This window comes from Devosia sp. ZW T5_3 (genome assembly GCF_044987315.1).
GTDB lineage: Bacteria > Pseudomonadota > Alphaproteobacteria > Rhizobiales > Devosiaceae > Devosia.
This window is the reverse complement of sequence record NZ_JBJDRE010000017.1, coordinates 17,392-43,940: the sequence shown is the minus strand read 5'-3', so window position 1 is coordinate 43,940 and position 26,549 is coordinate 17,392. Positions and strand designations below refer to the sequence as shown.

Sequence of the window (26,549 nt, the reverse complement as noted above, 5' to 3'; positions counted from 1 at the left end):
CAATCCCCTCCCCCTTGAGGGGAGGGCTAGGGTGGGGGTGTCGGAGTCTCTACAAACTCTATGTCGGAGGATAGTCCGACACCCCCACCCTCAATCCCTCCCCTCAAGGGGGAGGGAGGCGGATCGGGGCTCGCCCGCAATCAGAAAGGCTGAACATCGCAACAAGCTAACGGTGGTGGCAGGCGACGAAACGGCCATCGTCGCGGGCAGTCAATTCGGGATCGGCGGTCTTGCACACTTCCGTGGCCAGTGGGCAGCGGGTGTGGAAGGCGCAGCCGGAGGGTTTGCGGGTGGCGCTGGGGATATCGTCATTGGTGGCGCTGAACTGGTGGCGCTTGCGCGGATCGTGCGAGGGCGCCGAGCGCATCAATAGCTCGGTATAGGGATGGGTCGGATTGGCGAAGATTTTGGTCTTGGGGGCGATCTCGACAATGCGGCCCAGATACATCACGGCGACGCGGTGGGAGATATATTCCACCACGCCCAGATCGTGCGAGACGGCGAGATAGGACACGCCCAGATCGCGCTGCAGATCGCTCAAGAGGTTGAGGATTTGCGCCTGCACCGACACGTCGAGAGCCGAAACGGGCTCGTCGCAAACGATGACGTCGGGATTGAGCGCGAGCGCACGGGCGATGCCGATGCGCTGGCGCTGGCCGCCGGAGAATTGATGGGCGAAATTGTCGGCCTGGTCGGGGCGCAGGCCGACGCGCTGCATCAGTTCGGCAACCCGGGCGGTGCGTTCGGCCTTGGTGCCGACATTGTGGATGTCGAGCGGGGCGCGAATGATGTCGCGCACGCGCTGGCGCGGATTGAGCGACGAGAACGGGTCCTGAAACACGATCTGCATGCGGCGGCGATAGGATTTGAGCGCGGCGCGATTGAAGCTGCGGATTTCCTGGCCGTCGAAATTGACCTGCCCGCCGGTCGGTTTGACGAGGCCCATCAGCGCAAGGCCGGTGGTAGATTTGCCGCAGCCGCTTTCGCCCACAAGGCTGAGCGTTTCGCCGCGCGCCAGGGTGAAGCTGACGCCATCCACGGCTTTGACCGCGCCGACCTGGCGCTGCAAGACGCCGGCCCTTATGGGGAAATGGACTTGCAGATTATCGACGCTGAGCAAGGGGGTTTGATCAGGCTGCATCGTCGTGCTCCCAGCAGGCGGCCCAGTGACCGGGGCGTTTTTCTTCGAATGGCGGGCGCTCGGAAAGGCAGCGCGCCGAGGCATTGGGGCAGCGCGGGGCAAAGGCGCAGCCCTTGGGCAGGTCCCAAAGCGGAGGCACCGTGCCGGAAATATCGGCCAGGCGGTCGCCGGCTTCGCTGGAGGCGCCGGCACGTGGCACGGCGCCCATCAGCCCGATTGTATAGGGGTGGAAGGGGCGGTCGAAGAGATCGTAAATGCTGGCTTCTTCGACCTTGCGGCCGGCATACATCACGATGACCCGGTCGGCGACTTCGGACACCACACCCAGATCGTGGGTGATGAGGATTTGCGCGGTGCCCAGGCGCTTTTGCAGATCGGAGATCAGGCCCAAAATCTGGGCTTGAATGGTCACGTCGAGCGCGGTGGTCGGCTCGTCGGCAATGATGATCTTGGGATCGCAGGACAGTGCCAAAGCAATCATGGCGCGCTGGCGCATGCCGCCGGACAGCTCATGCGGGTATTGGCCGGCGCGGCGTTCGGGATCGGGCATTTGCACCAGTTGCAGGGCTTCGATGGCGCGGGCGCGGGCCTGTTTATGGCTGCATTTGCGGTGCTGGCGCACCGCTTCGGCGATCTGCTCGCCGATCTTGAGCACGGGATTGAGCGCGGTCAGCGGCTCCTGGAAGATCATGGCGATCTGCTCGCCACGAAAATCCTCGACCTGACGCTGGTTCATGGCGAGGAAATCCACGCCATCGATCAAAATCTTGCCGGAGGCGACCTGGGCCGCCTCCGGCAATAGCCGCAGCAGCGAGAGGGCAGTCATCGACTTGCCGCAGCCACTCTCCCCCACGATGCACAGGGTTTCCCCTGCCCGCACCGAGAGGTTCATGTCGGAAACGACAGCGAATGAACCATTGGCACCACGGATCTCGATTTCAAGATCGGTGACTTGGAGCACTGGCGCCTGGGAAGCGTGTGGGAGGACACTCATCGTTGTCGTTTCCTTGCATTAGGCGATGCGGCGTACCGCATCGCCGATCTGGTATCAGTCGGTGGCGCCTTCGAGATTGCCCACCATGAAGCCGTAGTCGCCCGATTGGACGAGGTTGCGCGTGAGGTGCTGCATGATCATCACGCCGTTGGCGAACGGGGTGGGGATCTCTTCGAGCACTTCGAAATTGTAGGGGCTGACGACGCGACCGAGCAGCTGGCCGGCCTTGATGACCTCGCCATTGGCGGGGCAAAGCGGCTCGAGCCAGCCGCCCTGGCTGGGGCGGATGCCGGCCAGTTCATTGACCACGATCTGCTTGGGATTTTCCCAGGGCGTACCGGGGATGACGCCCTTGGTGCGCAGCATATTGAGGACGCCATCGACGGTGCGCTTGATGTAGGGGGTCTGATCGAGAATGCCGCCGCCCAGCTCGATGACGGAAACCGGAATGTTGCGCTTGTCGAGGGTGACCGATTTGGTGGTGCCGCCGAAGACGGTGCCCTGCTTGTTCTCGACCGGGCGGTAGAGGAGCTTGGAGCCGAAGGCACGCGAAAGCTGCTCGTCATTCCAGATATAGACGTAATCGACCGTGGGGCGATCGGTGCCGCTATGCAGGTCGATATGGACGTCGATGACGTTGAAATAGTGCTCGGTCAGCGCATAAGCGAGCTGCTGGCTATAGGTGCCCTTGGGGCTGCCGGGGAATTGGCGATTGAGATCGACCTTGTCGATGGTGGCAAAGCGCTCATTGACCGCGAAGGCCGATGGATTGGCAACCGGCAGCAACAGAATGCGGCCCTTGAGCGGCATGGTCTTGAGGATGTGGAAGAGTTCGAGAATTGCCTGCGAGCCGGTATTCTCATTGCCATGGATCGATGCCGAGATGCCGATGGTGGGGCCATCTTCTTCGCCCACCAGTTCATGCACGAACAATACGGCATCGCTGCCATCGGCATTGGTGGTGAACTTGGGACGAAGCTGGTTGATGGACTTTACCATTCGATTATTCCTTTAGTTATTTGGTCTTGGCCCCGCCGCGCGACAGCTGGCGAGGATCGAGAACATCCCTGAGCCCATCGCCCAGGAGGTTGAAACCGAGCACGGTGACCATGATGGTCGCGCCCGAAATGATGGAGAGCCACGGCGCATCGCGCATGAATTTGGTGCCGTAGGACAGCGTCCAGCCCCAGGTGGGGGTGGGCGGCGGGAGGCCGAAGCCGAGAAAGCTCAGCGCGGATTCCGAGATAATGGCGGTGCCCAGGCCGAGCGAGGCGAGCACGATGATCGGGCCCAGCGCATTGGGCAGAACTTCCTTGAAGATGATGCGGATGGGGCTGGCCCCGAGCGCGCGGGCGGCCTGCACGTAGTTTTGCTCGCGCAGGACCAAGGTGGTCGAGCGGACGACGCGGGCATATTCGGTCCAGGCTACGACGATGATGGCGAAGGATACGTTGAGCACGCCCGGCCCGAGCACGGCGACGATGGCCAGCGCCAGCACGATGGCGGGGAAGCCGAGGAAGATATCGGTGATGCGCATCAGGAGCTGGTCGACCCAGCCGCCGAAATAGCCGGCGACGAGGCCAACCACGGTGCCGATGGCGGCCGAGCAGACCACCGAGATGATGGCGATGGTCAGCGAGATACGGGCGCCGAACACCATGCGCGACCACAGATCGCGGCCGAAATTGTCGGTGCCGAGCAGGTGCTGCGCCGTGGGCAGGGCAAAGCGGTTGCGCATGTCCATCTGTTCGACGCCATGGGTGGCCACATAGGGCGCGAAGATGGCGCAGAGGATGATGGCGAGAGAAATCGCGGCCCCGACCATGAGCGAGGTATTCTGGAAGGCTTTTGGCAAACGCATGGTGGTCACCCGAGGCGGATGCGCGGATCGACCGCGGCATAGAGGAGATCGACCACCAGATTGACCAGCGCGAAGACGATGGCGAAGGTCAGAACGATGCCCTGAATGAGCGGCAGATCGCGCTGCGAAATGGCCGCGATGGTGAGCTGGCCCAGGCCCGGCCAGGCAAAGATGGATTCGGTCAGCACCGCGCCACCGAGCAGGGCGCCAAAGCGCAGGCCGATGACGCTGAGCACGGGCAGCAGGGCATTGCGTAGGGCGTGGCGGACGACCACCCTGCCCCGGCGCAGGCCCTTGGCATAGGCGGTGCGCACGAAATCCTCGCGCAGCACTTCGAGCATGGAGGCGCGCACCAGCCGGGAAATGATGGCGGCCGAATTGGCGGCCAAAGCCAGCGCCGGCAAGGCGATATGGCTGATCGAATCCCAGAGCACCTGCGGGCGGCCCGTGAGCGCGGCAAACAGGGCTTCATGCAGCGGCACGCCGCGGCCGATAGCGGGGAGCCAGCCGAGTTGCACGGCGAACAGCAGCATGAGCAGCAGACCCAGCCAATAGACCGGCATGGAAACGCCGAGCTGGGCGAAGAGCATGGTGGCCGTATCGATGAACGAGCCCTGGCGGATGGCCGCCAGCACGCCCAGCGTCAGCCCGATCAACGTGGCGAGGACCAGCGACACCACGGCCAGTTCGATGGTGGCGCCGAGCCGGCCGGCGATGATTTCGGCCACGGGCTGGTTCTGGAAGATCGAGGTGCCCATATCGCCATGCAGGAGCGCGGCGAAATAGTCCCAGAGGCGGATATACCAGGGATCGTTGAGGCCCAGCGCATTGCGCAGATTGAGGATGGCTTCGGGCGTCGCGTCTTGTCCGAGCAGGACGGCCGCCGGGTCGCCTGGGATGAGCAGCAGCAGGCCGAATGTCACCACGACCATGCCGATGGCCATGGGGATGAGCAGCAATAGCCGGCGGACGATATAGGCGATCATGAGGTCGAGCCGATCACGACGTTGTCGATCTTGCGGGGGTAATGGGTCATGCTGTCGGGACCTTCGGCGGTGATCAGCACGGTGTCGGCAATGCGGTAGCCCGCAAAGCCGGGCACAAAGATTGCCGGCTCGCTCGAGGTGATCATCCCGGGCTCGAGAATGGTTTCGTCGCCGGCTTCGACCCAGGGCGATTCATGGAACATGACGCCCATGCCGTGGCCGACGCGGTGCAGCAGATAATCGGACATGCCGCTGTCGCGGATGAAGGCCAGGGCCAGATTATCCGCAGAGGCGCAGGTGTGGCCGGCGATCAGCGCGGCGGTGGCCATGCGCTGGGCTTCGTAGGCTACGGCGTAGTGGTCGAGCTGCATCTTGCTGGGTTCGCCGATGAACAGCGTGCGTTCGCTTTCGGCGGCTCGGCCACCGACGCGGCAACCGAGCGAGAGAATGATGCTTTCGCCCCGTTTGACCGGATTGCCGGTGGGCATGCCATGGGGAAAAGCCGAGCGGGCGCCGGAATAGACGAGCCCACTGGCCAGCCCCTGCACCAGCATCAGATCGGCATGTTCTTCATACATGATCTTCATGGCGTGGCGCGAGACGAAGGATTCGATTTCGATCTCGCTGGGCAGCGTGCCGCCCGAGGCCATGGCCTCGGCAATCAGGCCGACGCCGGCCACCACCATCTCATCGGAAATCCGCGCAGCCTCGCGGTGCAGCACGATTTCCTCGGGATATTTGATCAGCCGCATCTGCTGGACGATATTGGCCGGCACGACGCGGCTGGCATTGGGGAAAGCGGCCTCGATCTGGCTGACGCGGGCGAGCGAAATGGCGTGGCTATAGGCGACGACGCCGGTCATGTCGGGGAAGGCGCGACCGAGCACGTCAAAGGGGCGGTCAATGCCGGGGAATTCGAAATAGACGATGGGTTCGGCGGCGATATTCTGATGCGCCGCATGGCTCTCTTCGAGCTTGGGCAGCAGCAGCCAGGCGCCGTCATGGCTGATGGCAAAGACCACCGGGCGCTCGGTGGTGTAGTGCGAGAAGCCGGTGGTGTAGATCACGTCATCGTTGGAATCGAGCAGCAGCAGGTCGATGCCCGCAGCGGCCATGCGCTTGCGGATATCGGCGTGAACCTTGGCATAATAGTCGTGTCCGAGGACCTGGTGGAACGCCATCTATCGTCTCATGAACTTTGGAAAAAAGCCGGCCGACATCGGGCAGATGCCGGCCGCAGTCGTCAGGAAATCAGTCGGTGAAACCGATAAGGCCACGCAGATTGCCGCGCGGAGTGGCCTGCACACTCACCGGAATGTCCTTGGAATAGAACATCTGGTAGCCCTGGGCCGAGACGATGTAATAGGGCAGATCCTGCGCCAGGATCGTGGCTGCGGCCTGGTAATCCTTGACGCGTTCGGCCTGATCGAGGGTCGAGCGGCCGTCCTGCAGCAGGGTATCGACTTCGGGGTTGGAATAGCCGCCCCAATTGGTCGAGCCGCCCGTGGTGAGCTGGGCGAACATCAGCCGATCGGGATCGACGATATTGAGCCAGCCGAGCAGTGCGATCTGGTGCATGCTCTTCTGCACGTAATTGGTCGAGAAGGATGGCCAATCGGAAATCTGCGCGGTCGCCTTGACGCCGGCCGATTCAAAGATGGCCTGCATATATTCCACGGTCTGGACGCGATTGGGGTCTTCGCTGTGGGTCGCCAGCGTCACGGCCAGATCGGCACCGTCCTTGTCGAGCACGCCATCGCCATTGCTGTCGGTCCAGCCCAGTTCGTTGAACAGGGCAACGGCGCCTTCGATGTTGAAGGTCGGCTGCGAAATGGTGTCGGAATAGGCCCAGGACGAGGGCAGGATGATCGAGTGCGCGACCTGATCGACGCCCTGGTAGATGTCGTTGACGATGGTTTCCTGATCCACCAGCATGGCGAATGCCTGGCGCATCTTGGGGTCGGCCAGCAGCGGGTCCTTGGTGTTGAAGTTGAGGTAGTTCACGCCAAGGCCGGCGGTGATGACATTGCCGAAGCGGTCATCGGCCTTGAGGCGCTCGATATCCTGCGGGGAGAGCGGGGACTGGATGACGTCAAGATCGCCGGCTTCAAACGCCTGGGCGCGGGCCGAATTGTCGCCGATGATCTTGATGGTGACGTTTTCGATTTTCGGAGCGCCGCGCCAATAATTGGCATTGGCCTCGAGCGTGATTTCGCTGCCGCGGTTCCACGACACGAGCTTCATCGGGCCGGCGCCAACCGGATTGAGCGCGAGATCAGCGCCCCCTTCGACCAGGGCCTTGGGCACGATGCCGACATCGAGATAGCTCAGTAGCGGCGCATAGGGGGCGCTGAGGGTGAACTTGACGGTGAGCGGATCGACGGCCTCGACGGCAGTGATCGGGGTATAGAGCGCGCGGGCCGGCGCGTTGAAATCGGGATCGATCAGGGTGGTATAGGTGAACACCACGTCATCGGCGGTCAGTGGGCTGCCGTCGGAGAATTTCAGGTCCGGGCGCAGCTTGAAGATGAAGGTCTGCGGATCGGGATTTTCCCAGCTTTCGGCCAGATCCGGTACCGGTTCCAGCGCCGGGGTAATGTGGACGAGGCCCGAATAGATCAGGTCGGCGGTGCGCGAGGCGGTGGTGTCGCGGGTGAGGCGCGGATCGAGCGTGCCGGCATCGACATCGGTGCCGACGACGACGGTCTGGGCATCCTGCGCCATGGCCATGTGCACCGGCATGAAGCTGAGCGCCACGATGGCGCTGGTGGTCAAAAGAAAGCGTTTCATTCCCTGTTTTCCCTTTGCATGAAGTCTTTTGGAGGCTGTTTCAGGCTGGTGTCATTCCCTCGACGACAGCAGCCTCATGCCCCACTTCCCTGGCGATCCGCCGCTGCCGGAGTTCGGCAAGATGCGGCGCGAGCGTGTTTTCCAGCGCCCCCGGATCGGGCGCGTGGCGATATTCGAAACAGCGCACATTGGGCCGCACCAGATCGGCGACATGGTCGGCGCCCGAGGCGTAGATCACCGCGTCGCAGCCGGCGATGACCTCCTTGAGGTCGGGCGAGGACGACCAGGTGACGCGGATATCGGAGACGTGCGGGGCAAATTCGCGCACGCTGGGGCGCATGATGGCGATGTATTCCTGGAAGTGGGTCACGGCGGCGACCCGCGTGCGCGGATCGAGCCCGGCCAGGTTTTGCCGTGTGTGCTGGGACGGGATGAAGCGCAGGGCCAGCACATGCTCGATGCCGGCGAGGCTGCGCACTTCGGCCTCGCGATGGGGGAAGGTGATCACCAGATCGGCGTGGCGGCAGGCGTCGCGCTCGGCGCCGGGCTGGCGCAGGCTTTCGAGCGTGACCAGCTGCATGCTGTCATTGGCGCTGAGCGCGGGGCGGATCTGCTCGACATAGTCGCGGCCCGGCCCCTCGAAAATGCAGACGAACACCATGGAGAGCCCAACCGAGGGGCGGCGCAGCTGGGCCTGGGCATTGATCATGGAGACCAGCTCCATGGTGGAGACGCCGAGCGCCTCGGCCCGGCCGACAATGGCCTCGATATCGCCGCGCAGGGCATTGATGGGCTGGGTGTCATCCACCGCCAGGCGCGGATCGCGCACGGTGAAGGCGCCCAGGCCCTGGCGCATCTCGATGAGGCCCGCATCGCGCAGCTGCTGATAGACCTGGCTGACCGTCATGGGCGCAATGCCCAGCTCGGCGGCGAGCTGGCGCACCGAGGGGAGCTTGGTGCCATAGGCCATGTCGCCAAAGGCCAGCGTGTAGCTCAGCAGCCCATGCAGCTGCGTGCCGACGGGAACGGGCAGCGACTTATCAATGCTGGATGCGTCTATGGGGAACATGTGTGCTACCAGTTCAGTACACGCTCACCGTAACATCGGATTTTCAGAGCGCAATAGGGTCTGGGAGTTTTTTGTACACAGTTTGCATTCGCCGTAAATCTGTGCAGAAATATCCTTGCAAGCGCTTCACTATCCGCGAATAGGCTGATGCGACTGACAAATCACGCGAAAACGCGGCCGGCGAATGAATGATCGGCCTTGGGAAGGTGTACTAATGGACTATATCAACCTCGGTCGGACCGGCCTGAAAATCTCGCGACTGGCTCTGGGTTGCATGACGTTCGGATCGCCCAATTGGGCGCCCTGGGTGCTCGACGAGGAGGCTTCGCGCCCGATCATCGAGAAGGCAGTGGCACTGGGCATCAACTTTTTCGACCTGGCGGATATGTATTCGCAGGGCGCGAGCGAGGAGGTGGTGGGCCGGGTGCTCGCCCCTGTGCCGCGCCATAAGCTGGTGCTGGCGACCAAGCTGTATAACCCGATGAGCCAAGACCCCAATGATCGCGGGCTGTCGCGCAAGCATATTTTCGAGGCGGTGGATGGCAGCCTGAAGCGGCTGGGGACCGACTATATCGATCTCTACCAGCTGCACCGCTTCGACTATGACACGCCGCTGGAAGAGACGCTGGATGCGCTGAACGACGTGGTGCGGGCCGGCAAGGTGCGGTATCTCGGCGCATCCTCGATGCATGCCTGGCAGTTCATGAAGGCAATGGGCCTGCAGCGCGCCAATGGCTGGGCGCCGTTTGTGTCGATGCAGCCGCACTACAATCTGATCTATCGCGAGGAAGAGCGCGAAATGCTGCCGCTGTGCCGGTCCGAGGGGATTGGGGTGATCCCCTGGAGCCCCCTGGCGCGTGGGCGTTTGGCGGGCCGCAGCGGGGATGCTTCGACGCGCTCGCAGACCGACAAGACGGCTGGCGCGCTCTATGATCGGTCCAAGGAACAGGACGATGCGGTGGTTGCCGCCGTGCGGCAGGTGGCCGAGCGGCATGGCCGGCCGCCGGCGCAGATTGCTTATGCCTGGGTGGCTACTCGGCCGGGGATTTCGGCGCCGATCGTGGGGATTTCCAAGCTCCACCAGTTTGATGATGCAGTGGCGGCGCTTGAGGTCAAGCTCAGCGACGAGGATGTCGCCTTGATGGAAACTCCCTATCAGCCCAAGCCCGTTGCCGGGCATCAGTGAGGACAGAAGTATGAAGCTTGGCAAGGAACTGGCCGAACTCACCGCTGGCATTGATCAGCTCTATCGCAGCACACCGCGCAGCGATGGGTTTCTGGATCGGGAGGGACTGATCCCGGTGGCTGTGGCGGAAGTCGAGCCGCGTGTGCTGCGCGATTATGACGAGGCAACGGCGGAACTGCTGGCTTTGCGCGGGCGGTTGGGAGCTGAGGCGGAGTCGGCGCTACGGCGGGATTATCTCGAGGAGATGATCGACTCGCTGCTGGCGCTGGTGACGACGTTTGCGGAGCAGGAGATTTCCTTTGCCGATCGCGTGCGGCGGCAAATCCGGGTCGATACACAATTGGTTGGCGATGATGTGCTGAATGGCTACCGCGCTATCATTCGGGCAAAGCTCGATGAAATGGGCTTTGCCGGCGGCGCGCTGGCGGATGATCTGGCGCGATGGGAAGAGCAGGTTCGGGTACCGGTGGATGCGGTGCTGGAGACCATGCGGGCGCTGACCCTGGAAGCCCGCGAGCGTGTTACCGCGACGATGTATCCAATGGCGGATCAATGGATGGAGCCGGTTGGCGTGAGTGCTGTGCCGTTCTCGGCCTATTGCGATTATCCGGCCCGCAAGGTGCTGATGAATCTCGATTTCCCCTATACCCGGTTTGCCCTCAAGCATCTGGCGACGCACGAGGTGTTCCCGGGCCATCTGGTGCATCTGGCGCTACGGGAGCGTTATGTGGCCGAAGGCCGTATGCCGCTCGATGCGGCTCAGGTGGTGACCTCCTCGGCCAGCAGCGCGCTGTTCGAGGGCATTGCCGATAATGGCATGTTCTTCCTCGACTGGATCGAGGGGCCCGAAGACGAATTGGGCGTGGCGCTACAGCGTTTGCGGGGAGCTTTGCGGTGCAATGCGGCCTGGATGATGCATAGTCAGGGCAAGACGCTGGATGAGATTGTGCCGGTGATGGCCGAGGGTGGGTTCCAGGACCCCGTCACCGCGCGGTCGCGGCTGGCCTTTCTCGGCCATAACCTTAGGGCGCCGTTTGTCTATGCCTATTGGTGTGGCGATGTGGCCGTGCATGAGGTCTGGAAGGGAGTGCCAAAGGAGCGGCGGGCGGAGTTCTGGGACTATCTCTATGGCAATATGCACACGCCCAAGACTCTCGCCGCGCATTGGAAATAGCTACAGCGTCGCCAGCGCCCGGTTGGTCAGGGCCGGGCCATAGGCGTCGCGAATGGCGAGCTTGGCTTCGAGCGCTGCGATGACGCTGTCGCAGAAATTGGTGTCGTACATGTCGGAGAGGTTGTTGAGACCGCCCGGCGAGAAGACATTGATCTCCAAAATCTTGTCGCCGACGATATCGAGGCCGACCAGGAACATGCCGTCCGCGACCAGTTTGGGGCGGACGGTTTCGGCGATGGCGAGCATGGTATCGGTCATGGCGACCGGCTCGGGGCCGCCCCCGACATGCACGTTGGAGCGGATTTCGCCCTTGGCTGGCACCCGGCGGAAGGCGGCATATTTGCCATCGCGGACCAGCGGGCGGCCGTTCATCAGGAAGAAGCGGACATCGCCTTCGGCGGCTTCGGGGATGAAATCCTGGGCGATCAGATAGCCCTCCCCGCTGACGGCTTCGAATATCTGGTTGAGATTGGCGTCCTTGGGCGAGCCGATCTTGAACACGTTCTTGCCGCCCGAGCCCTGCAGCGGCTTGACGATGGCGCCCTGTTTCTGGCCCTCGATGAAGGCGCGAATTTCCTCGATGCTTTTTGAAATCAGGGTGGCGGGCCGTACCGCGGCCGGGAAATCCTGGAAATAGAGCTTGTTCTGGGCCATGCCCAGGCCATCGGGATCGTTGACAACGATCACGCCGCGCGCCGCTGCCATGCGGCCGAAAATGGTGCCGACATTGGCGGCCCAGGGCCGGTCGGCGGCATCCTGGGAGGGGTCGTTGCGCAGCATCAGGATATCGATGTCGCTGACATCGATGGTTTCGATAACTGTCTTGTCGCCCTGCAGATCCTTGTGCAGGGTTTCGGCCTTTTTGTAGCTGGCCGATGGCAGGGTGAGCGCGCGGACCATCAGGCTATCGTCGGGTCGCAATACGAAATCGCCGGGGGTGACATAGCAGATGTCATGGCCGCGATTGAGCGCGATAAGCGCCAGCACGGTCGTGGTGTAATTGGCGGATTCGCCGGCGATGGAATTGACGAAAAAAGCGATACGCATGCGCGCTCCTAGCTGGCGATGAGATCGATGGGGGCGAGCCCGGACCGGGCTTTCGCCAGGCGTTCCTCAGCGCCCTTGATGGACAGGAATTCGGGAGTGAGAAGCGGCGCCTTGAGCAGGCCGCGGGCGTTGAGTTCCTGCATGACAGCGAAGTGGGGCGCGGCGATCTTGCCCATCCAGAACGGATCGAGCGCACCGCCGCTTTCGAGGTGCTTGAGAATTTCGAGCAGGCCGCGCAGGTAGATGGCGTCCTTGGCGAGGCCCCCGCCACGATGGACGCGCAGGGCGAGATTGAACGCTGCCTGCGGGGCAAAGCCGAGTTCTTTTGTGAGGAGCCGGAAATTGTCCTGGAAACTGGCGCCATCGAGCATGGCCGCGCAGGCTACGACTCGTGCCGCGATCAGCCGCAGGCGCGCGGTGGTCATGCCGCCTGCGAGATATTCGGCGAGCACGGCCAGCCCCTCCTGCGCGCCCTCGTAACCGGCAAGACCGGAGCGAAACAGCCGCAGGCCTTGGGCGGAGCCATTGTAATAGGTCAGCAAATGTACGCCGACCTCGTGGCTCAGCAATGCCTCGACCCGCTGGCGCGCCATGCTGGTGCTGCGCGAAATCAGCAGGCGTCCATTGGTGACCATGAGCCCGGCGGGCAAGTCGTCGCGTAGCTCGATCGTGGCGGTGAAGGCGTCGGACTGGCCGGCATAGGCGGCAATCATGGCCTGGGCCTTGCGCTCGACAAAGGCATGGTCCGCCGTGTCTGGCTCGTTCTGCCGGCGGCCCGTTTTCGATGTGGCCGCGAGGATATCCTCGGCCGCAGCCAGCAATTGCGGCTCGACCGAGCCATAGAGCGCCCGGCCGAATTCGATAAAGCGCTGGCTCTCGCGCGCCGCCAGCATGGAGAGTTGCAGGTCCAGCTCCTGCTGCTTTTCGCGATAGAGCCCGGTCAGCACCGGATCTTCGAAATGGTCGAGCGCAATCGAGAACAGCGCCTTTTTCTGCACATCGGTGGCGATGGTCAGCGGGCGATAGAGGAAATTGGGCGCCCGGTGGTAGCCGCCTTCCTTGAATTGCTGCCAGGCGGCATCGGCATTGATGGGGGTGACGGCGAGCAGGAAATCGAAGGATCGCGCCACTTCGTCCATGGCCCGATCGGCGCGGCTGACGGCATCGATGAACACCCGGCGGCCCAAAGCGCGATGGCTGGGCAGCGCCAGTTTGGTGGTCGCCGCGGCAAAATTGGCGGCTGCCTGCAGCCCGGCATCGAACAGGTTGGCAACGACGCGCTCCCGCAGCGCCGGATAGAAAGTGCGCGAGCCCGGCACGCGATAGATGGGCGCGAAACGCACCGTCAGAACTGGAAACATCGGCAGGCGACGGGCGAGGCTGGCGTGAATATCCTGGGCGAGACTGTGCTTGACCACGCGCGGTACGCGAAACTTATTGGTCACCGCCTCGACCGAGCCGGCAAAGGCGGAGAGCGCCGCCTGCGCCACCGCATCGTCGGGGGCCGACAGGCCCAGCTCGAACGGCGGCAGATAGGGGGAATCCTTGGCGAGTTGATCCTGCGCCAATTCCCCGATATCGAGCAGCAGGAAGGCGCCGAAACGCGCCTGCATATATGCGCCCACCGGGCGCAGCACCGCCACCGCTTCGGCAAGATTGCGCGCGACGAGGTAAGCCGCATTGGCCATGGCCACGTCGCGGGCCGCCGGTTGACTGCGCCGCGCCAGATGCACGCAGAGAAACGGCATGGGTCGATCGATATGCAACCGGCTGCCATTGCCCAGATCGAGGCGAATGGGCGTGCCGGCTTCCAGCGCCTGGTTGATCCTGTCCGGCAGGCTCGCGGGTTTGGCGCTCATCGTTCCGCCCGCAACGCGGTTTCGAGCACCGGGACGGCCGAGGCGATGACGGCGCGCATGGCGTCGAGCGCTTCGAGATCGGGCTCGCCGGTCCATTCGTCCATGAAGAATTTCTTGAATTCCACGGCAATGGCGCAGCCGGTCTGCGGGAAATGCTCGTGCACGAAACGGGTCTGCTCGCCGCGGCCCTCGAACGCCACATTCTCGCGCACATCCATGAAGCGGCCGCGGAAGCGCAGACTGCCCACGGTGGCGATAAACGGATCGAGAATATGCGCCCAGCGCTCGCGATCCATGGAGAAGGTGCCGATATTAATATCGGGCGCCTGTTCCGGATCGGTCGGGGCCTCGCCGGGGCCGGCGCGGCGATGATTGTAGCTATGAATATCGAGCAGGACGAATTGGCCATGCTCGGCCTCGATGCCGGCCAGGGTCTGCGCCAGCATGGCATAATAGGCGTCATGGACGCGCAGCGCGCGCGCTATGATGGCGGGCGATGGCGGCTCCTGCCACACCTGCAGGCCCCAGGATTGCTCGGGCTTGAGATAGACCGAGGCATCGCGGGCGCGGTTGAGGTCGATTTCAAAGCGGGAGCGGTGGACGACGATGCGGTTGGGCACGTCGAGAATGGCGTAGGCGGTGAATGGGTCCTCCTCGCGCAGGCGCCCGGCATCATCAAGCGCCATGCGATCGAGCGCTTCGGCGCGGATATGGTGGCCATTGTGAATGGCCGTGCCGATTATGGGCGAGATGCCGCGCTCCAGCGACCACAGGGCGGTGGGGGGCGGGGACAGCTGGATCTGCTCGAGATTGACTGCTGACTCAGTCATGGTTTCCATCCAGCCGGATGGGATTTTTATTGCAGCGACCCCGACCCGGCCGTGTTTTGCTTGCGCTGTTCACGCAGGAACAACGTGGCCGGGGTGGCAGAGTTCCAGAGAGGGCGAACCTAGCCTAGGTCCATCATGCACATCGGAGCGCGCCCGCTAGCGCGACCTCAAGCGTTGCGGGCGGTCCAGACCAGTATCTGGCTCATGACATCGGCCAGGGCGCCATCGAGCGCGGCGATGGCGGCGACGGCAGGCGTGACCACGCCGGGGCGGGTGGCGGTGAAGACCTGGCTGGCGAAAATGGCGCCGCGCTGCTCATCAACCAGCTTGGCGTTGATGGTGACGGTGGCCAGGCCACCCTTGCCGACATCGATCTCGAAGGCGCGCAATTCGGTGGCGAGGGTCACGTCGACGCGGAGTTGATCGTCGGGGCGGCCGATATTGGGGAAGTTGCTGGCTTCGAAGGTCTGCAGCAGGCGGGTCTGCACCAGCCGGGGCAAGGTATCGGAGAGCTGCGCATCGGGCACGTAGCTGAGCACATTGCCTGCATCGCGCACCACGATGCGCTGGGAATCATAGGTCTGCACCGTCTTGGGCAGGGTGATGACCACGACGCGCGAGGAGCGGCGGCGGGTGTTCAGCCCGTCGACACTGCCCAGATCATAGGTGATCGGGGCGCGAACGCCAAAGCAGCCGGCCAGGCCCAGGGCCAGTATGGAGGCCCCACCGGCCATGAATGAACGACGCGCCAGGCTCATCGGGGGACCTTATTGCTTGGTATAGTCACGAACTGTTTCTCCCCCAAAGATGAGTCCCTGCGGATTGTTTTCAAGGTTCCGCACGACCCGGTCAAGCCGCTGCAGCGTGCCGCGGGCATCCACGGCAAGCGCTGTATACTCGGACAACCCGCGCGAGGTGAAATCGTTCAATCCCGAGGCGATGCGCGTTGTGCTGGCATTGAGCTGGTCGGCCAGGGCACGCACGGATTGCGCGGCCTGGGCCAGATCGTTGAACAGGCCCTGCCCTTCCACGCTCGATACCGACGAATCGACCTGGGCGAGGATGGAATCCACCTTTTCTACCGAGCGCGTCAGCTGGTCGGTCACCGAAGTCACATTGGCCACGATGGTATCGACATTGTCCGTATTCTTGCCGAGCGTGGCAGCGAACTTGTCCACATTGTCCATGACGCGGCCGACAATGGTGGGGTCGATTTCCGCGGCAACCTGATCGATCACCGCCACAGCACTATGCAGGCCCTCGGTCAGTTCGGTCAGATTGTCCGAGAGCACCGACGTGGTGGCGAAGAATTTGTCGATCTGGTCGGAATTGCGCGCCAGGCTATCGGAGAAGACGGTGACGTCGGCTACCACCTTGGCAACATCCTCGGGCGGCACGGCGTCGACCAGGGCGCTGACCTTGGTGGAGAGTGCGCCGATCTGCTCGGCCATCGGACCGATCTGCCGGCCGGCTTCGGAAATGCTGGCCAGCGCCTGCTCGACGCCCTCGGAATTGGCAGCGAGGGCCGAACTGAAGCTTTCGATATTGGCGAGCGTCGTATTGATCTTGTCGTCATTGGCATCGAGCAGGGAATTGATGCGGCTGACGGCGGTGGAGGCGCCATTGACCGTCGAGGACAGGCCATCGATGATCGACTGGAAATCGGACACCTGGGCGTAAAGCGTGGGTACAGTGCGGCCCGGCCCCACTGGCGGATCGCCGGCCGCCACCGTGCCGCCGCTCAACTGGACGGAACCACCGCCGGTCAGGCCCTGAAAGCCGGTCATCACCTTGGTATCGGCGCGCACGGGCACAGTGGCGTCCACATCGACGCGGGCGACGACGCGGTTGGAATCCTCGGGATCGAGCTGGACCGTGTTGACCTGGCCGATGCGGATACCGTTGAAGGTGACATCAGTGCCGCGGGCAATGCCGCTGACGGTGCCGGTGAAGACAATGTCATAGGGCTTGAGCGCCACATTGGCGGTGGGGGCCGCGAACCAGTAGACGAAGGCAAAGAGCGCGGCGAAAACCGCCGCCGCCAATACCCCGACCAATGCATAATTTGCGTTGTTTTCCATAGGGCTAACCTTCAAGGCCGTGGGCGCGCGGCCCGTGGAAATAATCGCGAAGCCAGGGATCCGGGCTCGCCCGCATTTCAGCCATGGTCCCCGCCAGCAGCAGTTTGCCATTGGCCAATGCCACGATACGGTCACAGGCGGTCGCCAGGCTGTCCAGATCGTGGGTTACCATAAGCACTGTCAAATCAAGCGTATCACGCAGCGTGACAATAAGTTCATCGAACTTGCCCGCCCCGATCGGGTCGAGCCCGGCGGTGGGTTCATCGAGAAACAGAATTTGCGGATCGAGCGCCAGGGCCCGCGCCAGCGCAGCGCGCTTGATCATGCCGCCGGACAATTCGGAGGGATAAAGCTGGGCCGCCTTGGCGGGCAGTCCGACTAGGTCGAGCTTGAGCCGGGCGATGTCGCTGCGCAGGGCCGGGGACAGATGCAGGTGCTCGCGCATCGGAAATTCGATATTTTCCAGCACGCTCAACGAGGAAAACAGCGCGCCTTGCTGGAACAGGATGCCCCACTTTTTCTGGGTGGCGACGCGTTCCTCGCGATCGAGCTCGGCATAGTTGCGGCCCAGGATCCGGATATCGCCCGTGCTGGGCAGCAACCGCACAATGGCGCGCATGGTGACGGATTTGCCCGAGCCGGATGGCCCGATCAGCCCGAGGATTTCCCCGCGCTGCGCCTCGAAATTCATGCCGTTGATGATCTGGCGGCCATCGATCTCGACCTTGAGATCATGCACGCTGAGCACGGGTGGGTTTTCGGTGTTCTCGGCCATCCGCTAGACCCCGATCGCCGCGAAGAACACGGCAAACAGGCCATCGGCGACGATGACGATGAAGATCGACTTGACCACCGACGAGGTGGTGCGGCGGCCCAGGGATTCCGACGACCCTTCGACCTTGAGGCCTTCGATGGAGGCAATCAGGCCCACGAGGAACGCCATGACTGGCGCCTTGATCATGCCCACGACCACGCTCTTGATGCTCATGGCGTCCTGCAGGCGGCCAATAAAGGTGTCGAAGGGGATATCGCCATAGACCCTGGCGACGATGGCCGCCCCGACAAGGCCGGACATAGCGCCGACAAAGGCCAGCAAAGGCAGGCCGACAACCAGCGCCACGATGCGCGGCAGCAGCAGTGCCTGATAGGGATCGACGCCCATGACCTGGAGGGCGTCGAATTCCTCGCGCATGCGCATGGCGCCGACTTCTGCGGTAATGGCCGAGCCTGAGCGACCGGCCACCATGATGGCAGCAAGCAGCACGCCGATTTCGCGGAACATCAGGATTGCAGCCAGATCGACCACCAGGATCACCGCGCCGAAATTGCGCAATTGCAGGATGGTCTGCTGGGTGATGATGGCGCCGACTACCAGCGAGATCAGCGCCACGATGGGAATGGCGCGCAGCACAATTTGCTCGAACTGATTGACGAAGCTGGGAAACCGCAGCGGCGCCTGCAAGCTCATGGTGCGGGCAAAGGCAGTGATGATGCGGCCCTGCACGACATTGGCGTTGAAGATATCCTGCCCCGCCCCGATGATGGCCCGGCCAAGCTGGTCGAACGGCATCACCAGGAAATTGGGATGCCTGGGCGGCTCGACCTGCTCCAGCGGGGTATCGGCAATGCGATCGAGCAGGCGGCGATGCTGTTCGGTGCCGCCGGCGAATTCGACGCGGGCGTCGCCCAGGCGGTGGCGGAAATTGGTCAGCAGCCAGGCGCCGACAGTATCGAGGCGACTGATGCCATCGAGATCGACACGAATGCCCGCCGCCTCGGAACCGGGCAGCGCCAGATCGGCAAGTTCACGTTCCAATGATTGAGCGGTGGCTGAGGTCCAGTCCCCGGAACAGCGGATCAGTGATCCACTCGCAGCGCTGGTTTCAATACTGGTCTGCCGTTCCATTATGCCTTTACCGACGCACCAGAAACGGCTGCCTTGCTAATTATATGTCGCAAAACCGTTATTTCGCTAGTCTTGAAGGGGAAAGCTCAACGCCTTTTGCCCCAAGTGACGCAGAACTGCCACGTTTAGCTTGCGCCAAGCTGACAGGAAATATTTACCTGCGGCCGGAGTGGCGAGTGGCCAAGGTCGGCGCTCGAAAATTCAGCAATATCTGGATCATAGACGGGCAAAAGACCCGATTATCCTTGGCGGCACGCGGTCCTGTCGCTAACATGTTAGCGTAGTTTTATGCGGGAGGAATGCGTGCTGCAGTCTTGGCGGTGGTTTGGACCCAATGATCCGGTGACGCTCGATCAGGTGCGACAGGCGGGGGCGAGTGGCATCGTCACGGCGCTGCATCACATTTACGATGGCCGCGCCTGGACGCCTGCCGATATTGCCGAACGCAAGGGCGTGATCGAGGCGGCAGGCCTGGTCTGGTCGGTTTGCGAATCGATCCCGGTGCACACTTCGATCAAGCTGCGCCGGGGGCCCTATCGGGACTTCATCGACAATTGGAAGGTGAGCCTGGCCAATCTGGGCCGCGCCGGGGTGCCGGTGGTTTGCTACAATTTCATGCCGGTGGTGGATTGGACGCGCACCGACCTACGTTATGCCATGCCGACAACGGGGCTGGCGCTGCGGTTCGATATGGTCGAGTTCGTCGCCTATGATGCCTTTGTGCTGAAACGCGCCGGGGCGGAAGGCGATTATGCGCCTGAACTGCTCGCGGCAGCGCGGAGCAAGCTGGCCGGCATGAGCGAAAGCGCCATTGCGACGCTCGAAACCAATATCATTGCCGGCCTGCCGGGCGGCGAGGACAGCTATGACCGCGAGGGCATTCGCCGGCGAATTGCCGAATTCGACGATGTCAGCGCTGATGACATGCGCTCGAACCTGGTGGAATTCCTGCGCGAAGTCGTGCCGGTGGCCGAAGAAGAAGGCGTGCGTCTGGGCATTCATCCCGATGATCCGCCATTCTCGCTATTCGGGCTGCCGCGGGTGGTCTCGACGGCACAGGATATGCGCTCGGTGCTGGGCGCGGTGGATAGCGTCGCCAATGGCCTGTCGTTCTGCGCCGGGTCGCTGGGCTCACGCGCGGATAATAACGTGGTGGGCATGGCGCGCGAATTCGCCCACCGGATCAATTTCGTGCATCTGCGCAATGTCAGCGTCGAGCCCGACCGCTCGTTCAACGAGGCCGAGCATCTGGGCGGCGACGTCAATATGGTCGACATGATCAGCATTCTGCGCGCCGAAGAACGGCGGCGGGCGGCCAGCGGGCGGGCCGACAGCGCCATCCCGATGCGGCCCGACCACGGGCACTTGCTGGCCGACGACATCCACAAGAAAACCAATCCCGGCTATTCGCTGATCGGCCGCCTCAAGGGCCTGGCGGAACTGCGCGGGATTATTACGGCGGTGGATCAGTTGCAGGGGTGAGGGGCAGTTGCGCCCGTATCTGTCCCCCCCTTGAGGGGCAGTATTCACTCCGGACGCATTCAAGAATGCGGTGTCATCCCGGCGCAGGCCGGGATCCATGCTGAAGGCTATCCGAGCACCCCATGCGCGGAGAGAACACAGCATGGATTCCGGCCTGCGCCGGAATGACACCGTGGTTGGTATGAGTCCTGGGCAAACACTCCCCCCTTGAGGGGAGGAGGCGGATCGGGGCTCCCCGTCCGAGTAGACTACACCCCCTCAACCAATGCCCGCCGCTGCCGGATCGCGGCTGCTGCTGCCTTGGGATCGGGCGGCAGGACGGCGTTTTTGAGCGCGATGGAATAGGGATGGGTTGGATTGTCCAGCACCGCCCTCGCCCCGCCGCTTTCGATGACCACGCCTTTTTGCATGATGATGACGCGGTCGGAGATGTAATAGGCCGTCGCCAGATCGTGCGTGATGTAGATGATCGAGACCTTGAGTTCATCGCGCAGGCTGCGGAAGAGGTTGACGATGGACATGCGCAGGCTCGCGTCGACCATCGAGACCGGCTCGTCGGCGACGATCAGCTTGGGTGACGGGATCAGCGCGCGGGCGACGGCAACGCGCTGGAGCTGGCCGCCGGAGAGTTCGTGGGAGAAGCGGCCCTTGAGTTCGGCGAGGGATAGGCCAACGCGTTGCAGGGCCTCGTCGGCTTTGGCTTCCTGCTGGCTGCGCGTATCGGCACCGGTGAAGCGGCGGGCGGTGGCGTAGAGATAGGTATCGACATGGGTGAGCGGGTTGAACGCCTCGAAGGGGTTCTGGAAGACCGGCTGCACCCGCGTCATGAAGGCCTCGCGCTGGGCGCGGGTGCGGATGGTGCCGATATCGGTGCCGTCAAAGACCAGGCGCCCGCCATCGGGCACTTCATTACCCAGCATCATCTTGGCCATGGTGGATTTGCCGCTGCCGGATTCGCCCACGATGGCGAAGATTTCGGGCGTGTCGCTGGCCAGCGAGAAACTGACATCGTTGACGGCAGTGATGGACTGGCGAGAAAACAGGCCACCCACGCCATAGCGCTTGGTGACGTGATCGAGTTCGAGCAGGTTCTGGCTCATTGCACCGATATCTCCCCGGCCCGGAAACAGGCGACGCGGCCGCCGGTGGTGCTGGGCAGCATTTGCGGCACCTCTTTTGAACAGCGCTCGATGGCGATGGGGCAGCGCGGGTGGAAGCGGCAGCCCGATGGTGGATTGGCGAGACTCGGCGGCTTGCCGGCCAAGCTCTTGCGGGTGGAGATATCACCAATGCGCGGGAGGCTGGCGATGAGGTGGGCGGTGTAGGGGTGTTGGGGATTGTCGAACAGGGCCTGGGTGGGGCCCTCCTCCGCCAGGCGGCCGGCATACATGATGGCGAGGCGGTCGGTGATGGCGGCGTGGACCGACATGTCGTGGGTGACAAAGACCACCGATGAGCCCAGGCGCCCCTGCACTTCCTTGATCAGGCCGAGCACGTCCTGCTGCACCAGCACGTCGAGCGCGGTGGTGGGTTCGTCGGCGATGATGAATTCGGGTTCGCAGACGGTAGCCAGTGCGATGGTGACGCGCTGGCGCATGCCGCCCGAGAGCTGGTGGGGGAAGGCTTCGAGCACGCTGGCGTCCAGCCCCAGCCGATCGAGATGGCTTTCGACGCGCTGGCGGAAGGCGGCGGGGCTTAGCGCCATATGGCGATAGGCGAAATTGTTGAAGGCGTGCTTGATGCGGCGGACCGGATTCAGCACGCTCATCGAGCCCTGCATGATGTAGCTCAGATGCTGCCAGCGGGCGGCCTGCATCTTGGCGGGCTCGGCATAGACATCGATATGCTTGCCGCCGAAATCGAATTTGACCGATCCTTCGACCACCCGCATGGGCGGACGAATGGCACCGGCCAGGGTCTTGATCAGCGAGGTCTTGCCGGAGGAGGATTCCCCGGCAATGCCATAAACCTCGTTGCGGCGGACGGTGAGATCGATGCCATCGACGGCGCGGACTTCGCGGCGCACACCAAAATGTTCGTTGATGTAATAGGCCTTGAGGTCCTTGATGGTGAGGACGTCGACGGGCGCCGTTGTGGCGGGGCGGTCAGCGAGGAGGGTTTCAGTCATGGCTCAGGCTCCCATGCGCGCGAGGCGGCTGCGGGGGTCGATATATTCGTTGACGGACATGGCGAGCAGGAACAGGCCGAGGAACAGGATGACCACGAAGATCATCGGTACGGCAATCCACCACCAGATGCCGGCGACCATGGCCGAGTGGGCATTGGCCCAATAGATCATGCCGCCAATAGTGGGGCGGTTGATGTCGGAGAAGCCCAGGATGGACAGCGTGACCTCGAGGCCAATGGCCCAGATCAGGTTGTTCATGGTGGTGAAGAAGACGATGGGCATGACATAGGGCAGATGTTCGCGGAACAGGATCTGGCCGGTGCGCATGCCGGAAAAGGCGGCGTGGCGGGTGAATTCGCGGGTGCGCAGCGACAGCGCGACCGAGCGGATCAGGCGGCTATCATGGGTCCAACCGAGCAGGGCCGCGGTGAGCGCGAGGACCGGCCAGGTCATCTGGTCGCGCAGCACGAAGACCAGCAGCAACAGGATGGGGATATTGGGCAGCGCGCCCAGCGTGTCGTTGAAGGCCATGATGATCTGGTCGGTGCGGCCGCCGATGTAACCGGAGACGAGGCCCACCACGATGGCGATGACGCGGCTGATGGCGGCGACGACGATGCCGAACATCAGCGTATTGCGCATGGAGATGGAGAGTTGCCAGAAAATCTCCTGGCCGCGTGAGTTGGTGCCCAGCCAATATTGCGCCGAGGGGGGCATATCGGGGATCACCACATAGATGTCGTTTTCGCCATAGGGGGCGAAGAACGAACAGGCGATCAGCGCCAGGATGATCAGGATCAGCAGGGTTCCCAAGAGGAACTCGCGATTGTAGCGCAGCAGGTCGAACAGGACTTTGAACATGAGCGCTATCCCAGTTTCACGCGGGGGTCGATCAGGGGGTAGAGAATGTCGATGAGGAACACGGCGGCGGCCACGGCGATGATGGAAATGGTGGTCACCCCCAGCACCAGGCTGTAATCGCCGGCATAAATGCCCGCGACCATCAGCTTGCCGATGCCGGGATAGTTGAAGATGAATTCGACGATAACCGCGCCGCCGAACACATTGCCCAGGCTGAGCGCCAGGCCCGTGATCTGGGGCAGCATGGCGTTGCGGGCGACATATTGGGAAAAGATGGTACGCGAGGGCACGCCGCCCAATTCGGCATAGACCACGTAATCATCGGTCACGATGTTGGAAACCAGCGAGCGCATGGCGATGAACCAGCCGCCCATGCCCACCAATACCAGGGTCAGCGCCGGCAGGGTGCCATGGGTGATGACGGACTGCACATAGGTCCAGGTCATGGCCGGGTCGAGATTGAGCTGGGCGCCGCCGCTGATGGGCAGGATGGGCCAGAGAAAACCGAAGACGATGACCAGCGTCAGGCCGGTAATATAGGTGGGGATGGGCTGCATGGCCATGACCAGCACGCCGACCACTTTCATAGCGCGGTTATTGCGGAAATAGCCGGCAATGGCGCCAAGCGTGTTGCCGACGACCCAGGAAATGATGGTGGCCAGCGTCAGCAGGCCCACCGTCCAAGGCAGAGCGCGGCCAATAATGGTCATCACCGGGGTGGGAAAGGCCGAGAGCGAGGGCCCGAAATCGCCGCGGATCACCCGGCCCCAGAAGGTCAGGTATTGATCGAGCAGCGAGCCATCGGTGCCGTAGAGTTCGCGCAGCGATTGGCGCAGGATTTCTACAGTCCGCGGATCGGTCGAGCCGAAATTGGTCAGCAGCGACACGGTCTGCTCGATCGGATCGACCGGCGAGAAATGGGCGATCAGAAAGGCCAGGGTGACGCCGGTAAAGACGACGAAGATGAACTGTCCGAAACGCTTGGCGACGTAAGTGAGATAGCCGTTCATATGTGTCCCATTCTCGCTGACCGCTGAGAGGGACCGGCTGGCTTGACCCAGCCGATCCCGAAGCCCGCCTTACGGCTTGGGCGCGTTCGGGTTGGCCTTGAGGCTGACGATCATGTAGCGCAGGTTCGACCAGTTGGGGCCCGAGGCCGCATAGGGATTGGCGGCGGAGGGGTAATTGGTCCAATAGGTCGTGTCGAACGGAGCGAACTTGTTGTAGGCCATGAGCGGGATCATCGGCATTTCCTCGACGGCGAGCTTGAGGAAGTCGAGCCCGATATCGACGATTTCCGGGGAGTCGAAGGCGATCGAGCGGTTCCTGTCGATGAGGGCATCAAGGCGCGGATCTTCCCAGCGCTGGGTATTGCGCGGCGGCTGGGGTTCGCCCAGTGGCCGGATGAAGTCCGAGCGGTAACTATCGAGGAAGAAGCTGAGATCGGGATGACCGCCCCAGGTTTCCACCGTCCAGTTGATGGCGGTTTCGAAGTCGCCGGTGCCTAGGCGCTGGCCATTGGTGGGGCCGGCGACATCGACAGTGGCCTTGATGCCGGCCTGGCTCCATTGCTGGGCGATAGCCGTGCCGGCACGGGCCAGGGTCGGGATGGCGTCGCCTTCGACCTGCACCCGCACTTCAAACGGGGTGCCATCGGGCTTGAGCCATTGATTGCCGTTCTTGGTGAAGCCGGCTTTCTGCAGCAATTCGGTTGCCGCCTGCACGTCCTGCTTCCACCAGCCAAAGCCGAACATGCGCTGCAACTGGGCTTCGTCGGTCGGAATATCAGGCCATTGGCCACGCACCATATTGGCGAGCTGACCGGCCAGGCTTGGGTCATAGGGCTTGATGGAGCGGGTGCCGGTGTTCAGCTCGAAATTGGTGAGCCAATCCTGCATGGGCACGAAATAATCGTCGGGCGCCGAGCCGGTGGGCGGCACGGCGAGTGCGGACAGGTTTGCTGCACCGCGATAGGAGCCGAGCGCCACGGCGCGGATATCGATCAGCAAGGCCAGCGCCCAGCGGACGTCCTTGTTGTCGAACGGTGCCTTCTTGAGATTGAAAATCACCGAAGGCAGGGTCGGATCGGGATGGGCATAGGGGAAGCCGGGCAGCCAGGCGGCGGCGCTGGGATTGTCCTTCATGATCGAGAACATGCCTTCGGGGGCGATGTCGTTGATCACATCCAGATTGTGATTGCGCTGGGCGATGACGCGGGCTTCGGGATTGCCCGAGGCGGCATAAACCACATATTTGACCTCGGGCTGGCCCCAATCCATGCCGATGGAGGTGCGCTGCCAATCGTCGCGCAGCTTCCAGATCGCCCAATTGCCGGCCTTGTCGTAATTGTGCAGCACATAGGCGCTGAGCGAGATGGGCGGGTTATTGTTGAAGGCCAGCGGGTCCTCGACCTTTTCGAACACATGCTTGGGCATGATCCAGGCCGCGTTCCAGCGCACGGTGAACAGCGCGTGGAAGCGTGAATTGGGCTCCTTGAGCTTGAAGATCACCGTGTTGCGGTCGGGCTGCTCCATGCTGGCGACATTGATGGAGAATGGCGCACTCCAGCCCATGCCCGGATGATCGATCTGGGTCTGGACGGTATAGACCAGGTCATCGGCGGTGAATTCGACGCCGTCGCTCCAATAGATGCCTTCGCGCAGCTTCACCGTCATTTCGGTGAAGTCGTCATTATAGATGGGGGGCTCGGAGGCCAGCGCATTCTGCCAGGCATCCGGCCCGCCCTCGGGATTGATGAACCACAGCGTGTCGGTGGTCAACTGCTGCAGGCCGTTGACGTTGGAGCCGCCGCCGGGCGCCCAGATATTGAACCAATCGGCATTCTGCGCGGTCGGCCCCTGCACGATCAGCGCCTCGTTGCGGGGAATGCCGGCGATGAAATCCTGCGCCAATGCCGGCAGCGCCAACATGGACGCGACCGCCGCAATGGCGATTTTCTTGAACAAGCTCATAGGTATCCTCCCTAAGCGCGTTTGACGCGATGAATTCCCGTGATCGTCGAGGCCCAGCCTCATCGCTCCGTCCGTCCGCGCCGCGTCTCGAAAGACGCTGAACCTCTCCTCGCGGATTTCGTCGTTGCGGCATCTTTATCGACAATTTTTGCGCGCACCACAACCGCTAGTTTCAATAATTC

Annotated in this window: 23 protein-coding genes; 3 read left to right on the top strand and 20 right to left on the bottom strand. The window is 62.8% G+C overall.

Annotated features, from left to right (window positions below):
* Positions 1-166: 166 nt before the first annotated feature.
* The 8 genes from ACI3KW_RS19075 to ACI3KW_RS19040 form a co-directional block, all read right to left on the bottom strand.
* On the bottom strand, positions 167-1,141 hold the full coding sequence (locus ACI3KW_RS19075; RefSeq protein WP_404849405.1) for an ABC transporter ATP-binding protein: 975 nt from the start codon (positions 1,139-1,141) through the stop codon (positions 167-169).
* Positions 1,131-2,135 (bottom strand): ABC transporter ATP-binding protein, encoded by a 1,005-nt coding sequence (locus ACI3KW_RS19070; protein WP_404849404.1) that lies wholly within the window; start codon positions 2,133-2,135, stop codon positions 1,131-1,133. Before ACI3KW_RS19070 ends, ACI3KW_RS19075 begins: the two co-directional genes overlap by 11 nt.
* A 54-nt stretch (positions 2,136-2,189) precedes the next feature.
* Entirely contained in the window at positions 2,190-3,134 is a 945-nt protein-coding gene (locus ACI3KW_RS19065; protein ID WP_404849403.1) for a succinylglutamate desuccinylase/aspartoacylase family protein, read from the bottom strand.
* Positions 3,135-3,150: 16 nt separating this feature from the next.
* Positions 3,151-3,996 carry an ABC transporter permease gene (locus ACI3KW_RS19060; RefSeq protein ID WP_404849402.1) on the bottom strand — a complete coding sequence of 282 codons (846 nt, stop codon included), beginning with the start codon at positions 3,994-3,996 and terminating at the stop codon, positions 3,151-3,153.
* A gap of 5 nt (positions 3,997-4,001) precedes the next feature.
* Positions 4,002-4,982 (bottom strand): ABC transporter permease, encoded by a 981-nt coding sequence (locus ACI3KW_RS19055; protein WP_404849401.1) that lies wholly within the window; start codon positions 4,980-4,982, stop codon positions 4,002-4,004.
* A complete protein-coding gene (locus ACI3KW_RS19050) occupies positions 4,979-6,163 on the bottom strand; it encodes a M24 family metallopeptidase (protein ID WP_404849400.1) in 1,185 nt (394 codons plus the stop codon). The genes ACI3KW_RS19055 and ACI3KW_RS19050 overlap by 4 nt, the downstream gene beginning before the upstream one ends.
* A gap of 70 nt (positions 6,164-6,233) precedes the next feature.
* Positions 6,234-7,772, bottom strand: a complete 1,539-nt coding sequence (locus ACI3KW_RS19045; RefSeq protein ID WP_404849399.1) for an ABC transporter substrate-binding protein — start codon at positions 7,770-7,772, stop codon at positions 6,234-6,236.
* 40 nt (positions 7,773-7,812) lie between these two features.
* The gene (locus ACI3KW_RS19040; protein ID WP_404849398.1) at positions 7,813-8,841 is read right to left on the bottom strand and encodes a GntR family transcriptional regulator; all 1,029 of its coding nucleotides are present in this window, start codon (positions 8,839-8,841) and stop codon (positions 7,813-7,815) included.
* 214 nt (positions 8,842-9,055) lie between these two features.
* On the opposite strand from ACI3KW_RS19040, the gene ACI3KW_RS19035 reads away from it, so the two are divergent.
* Together ACI3KW_RS19035 and ACI3KW_RS19030 are read left to right on the top strand one after the other, a co-directional pair.
* Complete coding sequence (locus tag ACI3KW_RS19035) at positions 9,056-10,027, top strand: aldo/keto reductase (protein WP_404849397.1); 972 nt, start codon at positions 9,056-9,058, stop codon at positions 10,025-10,027.
* A gap of 10 nt (positions 10,028-10,037) precedes the next feature.
* Entirely contained in the window at positions 10,038-11,201 is a 1,164-nt protein-coding gene (locus ACI3KW_RS19030; RefSeq protein ID WP_404849396.1) for a hypothetical protein, read from the top strand.
* Here ACI3KW_RS19030 and ACI3KW_RS19025 read toward each other — a convergent pair whose 3' ends face one another.
* The 7 genes from ACI3KW_RS19025 to ACI3KW_RS18995 form a co-directional block, all read right to left on the bottom strand.
* Positions 11,202-12,248: a glutathione synthetase gene (locus ACI3KW_RS19025; RefSeq protein WP_404849395.1), complete on the bottom strand. Its 1,047-nt coding sequence runs from the start codon at positions 12,246-12,248 to the stop codon at positions 11,202-11,204.
* A gap of 8 nt (positions 12,249-12,256) precedes the next feature.
* Complete coding sequence (locus ACI3KW_RS19020; RefSeq protein ID WP_404849394.1) at positions 12,257-14,107, bottom strand: flavohemoglobin expression-modulating QEGLA motif protein; 1,851 nt, start codon at positions 14,105-14,107, stop codon at positions 12,257-12,259.
* The gene (locus ACI3KW_RS19015; RefSeq protein WP_404849393.1) at positions 14,104-14,937 is read right to left on the bottom strand and encodes an N-formylglutamate amidohydrolase; all 834 of its coding nucleotides are present in this window, start codon (positions 14,935-14,937) and stop codon (positions 14,104-14,106) included. The genes ACI3KW_RS19020 and ACI3KW_RS19015 overlap by 4 nt, the downstream gene beginning before the upstream one ends.
* Positions 14,938-15,104: 167 nt before the next feature.
* Positions 15,105-15,695, bottom strand: a complete 591-nt coding sequence (locus ACI3KW_RS19010) for an ABC-type transport auxiliary lipoprotein family protein (RefSeq protein WP_113121738.1) — start codon at positions 15,693-15,695, stop codon at positions 15,105-15,107.
* A 9-nt stretch (positions 15,696-15,704) separates the two neighbouring features.
* Complete coding sequence (locus ACI3KW_RS19005; RefSeq protein WP_404849392.1) at positions 15,705-17,018, bottom strand: MlaD family protein; 1,314 nt, start codon at positions 17,016-17,018, stop codon at positions 15,705-15,707.
* 4 nt (positions 17,019-17,022) lie between these two features.
* Complete coding sequence (locus tag ACI3KW_RS19000) at positions 17,023-17,793, bottom strand: ATP-binding cassette domain-containing protein (protein ID WP_113121736.1); 771 nt, start codon at positions 17,791-17,793, stop codon at positions 17,023-17,025.
* A gap of 3 nt (positions 17,794-17,796) precedes the next feature.
* Positions 17,797-18,924, bottom strand: a complete 1,128-nt coding sequence (locus tag ACI3KW_RS18995; RefSeq protein WP_113121735.1) for an ABC transporter permease — start codon at positions 18,922-18,924, stop codon at positions 17,797-17,799.
* 303 nt (positions 18,925-19,227) lie between these two features.
* On the opposite strand from ACI3KW_RS18995, the gene uxuA reads away from it, so the two are divergent.
* The gene (gene uxuA, locus ACI3KW_RS18990) at positions 19,228-20,406 is read left to right on the top strand and encodes a mannonate dehydratase (protein WP_404849391.1); all 1,179 of its coding nucleotides are present in this window, start codon (positions 19,228-19,230) and stop codon (positions 20,404-20,406) included.
* A gap of 248 nt (positions 20,407-20,654) precedes the next feature.
* On the opposite strand, the gene ACI3KW_RS18985 is transcribed toward uxuA, so the two are convergent.
* From ACI3KW_RS18985 to ACI3KW_RS18965, 5 genes are all read right to left on the bottom strand, one after another.
* Positions 20,655-21,506, bottom strand: coding sequence for an ABC transporter ATP-binding protein (locus ACI3KW_RS18985; protein ID WP_404849390.1), 852 nt, complete (start codon positions 21,504-21,506; stop codon positions 20,655-20,657).
* Positions 21,503-22,534 carry an ABC transporter ATP-binding protein gene (locus tag ACI3KW_RS18980; protein ID WP_404849389.1) on the bottom strand — a complete coding sequence of 344 codons (1,032 nt, stop codon included), beginning with the start codon at positions 22,532-22,534 and terminating at the stop codon, positions 21,503-21,505. Before ACI3KW_RS18980 ends, ACI3KW_RS18985 begins: the two co-directional genes overlap by 4 nt.
* A gap of 3 nt (positions 22,535-22,537) precedes the next feature.
* Positions 22,538-23,395, bottom strand: a complete 858-nt coding sequence (locus tag ACI3KW_RS18975; protein ID WP_113121732.1) for an ABC transporter permease — start codon at positions 23,393-23,395, stop codon at positions 22,538-22,540.
* 5 nt (positions 23,396-23,400) lie between these two features.
* Positions 23,401-24,405 carry an ABC transporter permease gene (locus ACI3KW_RS18970; protein WP_262169130.1) on the bottom strand — a complete coding sequence of 335 codons (1,005 nt, stop codon included), beginning with the start codon at positions 24,403-24,405 and terminating at the stop codon, positions 23,401-23,403.
* A 69-nt stretch (positions 24,406-24,474) separates the two neighbouring features.
* Positions 24,475-26,367 carry an ABC transporter substrate-binding protein gene (locus ACI3KW_RS18965; protein ID WP_404849388.1) on the bottom strand — a complete coding sequence of 631 codons (1,893 nt, stop codon included), beginning with the start codon at positions 26,365-26,367 and terminating at the stop codon, positions 24,475-24,477.
* Between the last annotated feature and the right edge of the window lie 182 nt (positions 26,368-26,549).

Excerpts from the sequence above, each read along its gene's own strand:
- ACI3KW_RS19005 (WP_404849392.1), bottom strand. The coding sequence starts at position 17,018 with ATGGAAAACAACGCAAATTATGCATTGGTCGGGGTATTGGCGGCGGCG.
- ACI3KW_RS19060 (WP_404849402.1), bottom strand. The coding sequence starts at position 3,996 with ATGCGTTTGCCAAAAGCCTTCCAGAATACCTCGCTCATGGTCGGGGCC.
- ACI3KW_RS19040 (WP_404849398.1), bottom strand. The coding sequence starts at position 8,841 with ATGTTCCCCATAGACGCATCCAGCATTGATAAGTCGCTGCCCGTTCCC.
- ACI3KW_RS19055 (WP_404849401.1), bottom strand. The coding sequence starts at position 4,982 with ATGATCGCCTATATCGTCCGCCGGCTATTGCTGCTCATCCCCATGGCC.
- ACI3KW_RS19025 (WP_404849395.1), bottom strand. The coding sequence starts at position 12,248 with ATGCGTATCGCTTTTTTCGTCAATTCCATCGCCGGCGAATCCGCCAAT.
- ACI3KW_RS19020 (WP_404849394.1), bottom strand. The coding sequence starts at position 14,107 with ATGAGCGCCAAACCCGCGAGCCTGCCGGACAGGATCAACCAGGCGCTG.
- ACI3KW_RS18970 (WP_262169130.1), bottom strand. The coding sequence starts at position 24,405 with ATGAACGGCTATCTCACTTACGTCGCCAAGCGTTTCGGACAGTTCATC.
- ACI3KW_RS19015 (WP_404849393.1), bottom strand. The coding sequence starts at position 14,937 with ATGACTGAGTCAGCAGTCAATCTCGAGCAGATCCAGCTGTCCCCGCCC.
- ACI3KW_RS18975 (WP_113121732.1), bottom strand. The coding sequence starts at position 23,395 with ATGTTCAAAGTCCTGTTCGACCTGCTGCGCTACAATCGCGAGTTCCTC.
- ACI3KW_RS18995 (WP_113121735.1), bottom strand. The coding sequence starts at position 18,924 with ATGGAACGGCAGACCAGTATTGAAACCAGCGCTGCGAGTGGATCACTG.
- ACI3KW_RS19000 (WP_113121736.1), bottom strand. The coding sequence starts at position 17,793 with ATGGCCGAGAACACCGAAAACCCACCCGTGCTCAGCGTGCATGATCTC.
- ACI3KW_RS19075 (WP_404849405.1), bottom strand. The coding sequence starts at position 1,141 with ATGCAGCCTGATCAAACCCCCTTGCTCAGCGTCGATAATCTGCAAGTC.
- ACI3KW_RS18965 (WP_404849388.1), bottom strand. The coding sequence starts at position 26,367 with ATGAGCTTGTTCAAGAAAATCGCCATTGCGGCGGTCGCGTCCATGTTG.
- ACI3KW_RS19030 (WP_404849396.1), top strand. The coding sequence starts at position 10,038 with ATGAAGCTTGGCAAGGAACTGGCCGAACTCACCGCTGGCATTGATCAG.
- ACI3KW_RS18985 (WP_404849390.1), bottom strand. The coding sequence starts at position 21,506 with ATGAGCCAGAACCTGCTCGAACTCGATCACGTCACCAAGCGCTATGGC.
- ACI3KW_RS19035 (WP_404849397.1), top strand. The coding sequence starts at position 9,056 with ATGGACTATATCAACCTCGGTCGGACCGGCCTGAAAATCTCGCGACTG.
- ACI3KW_RS19010 (WP_113121738.1), bottom strand. The coding sequence starts at position 15,695 with ATGAGCCTGGCGCGTCGTTCATTCATGGCCGGTGGGGCCTCCATACTG.
- ACI3KW_RS18980 (WP_404849389.1), bottom strand. The coding sequence starts at position 22,534 with ATGACTGAAACCCTCCTCGCTGACCGCCCCGCCACAACGGCGCCCGTC.
- ACI3KW_RS19045 (WP_404849399.1), bottom strand. The coding sequence starts at position 7,772 with ATGAAACGCTTTCTTTTGACCACCAGCGCCATCGTGGCGCTCAGCTTC.
- ACI3KW_RS19065 (WP_404849403.1), bottom strand. The coding sequence starts at position 3,134 with ATGGTAAAGTCCATCAACCAGCTTCGTCCCAAGTTCACCACCAATGCC.
- ACI3KW_RS19070 (WP_404849404.1), bottom strand. The coding sequence starts at position 2,135 with ATGAGTGTCCTCCCACACGCTTCCCAGGCGCCAGTGCTCCAAGTCACC.
- ACI3KW_RS19050 (WP_404849400.1), bottom strand. The coding sequence starts at position 6,163 with ATGGCGTTCCACCAGGTCCTCGGACACGACTATTATGCCAAGGTTCAC.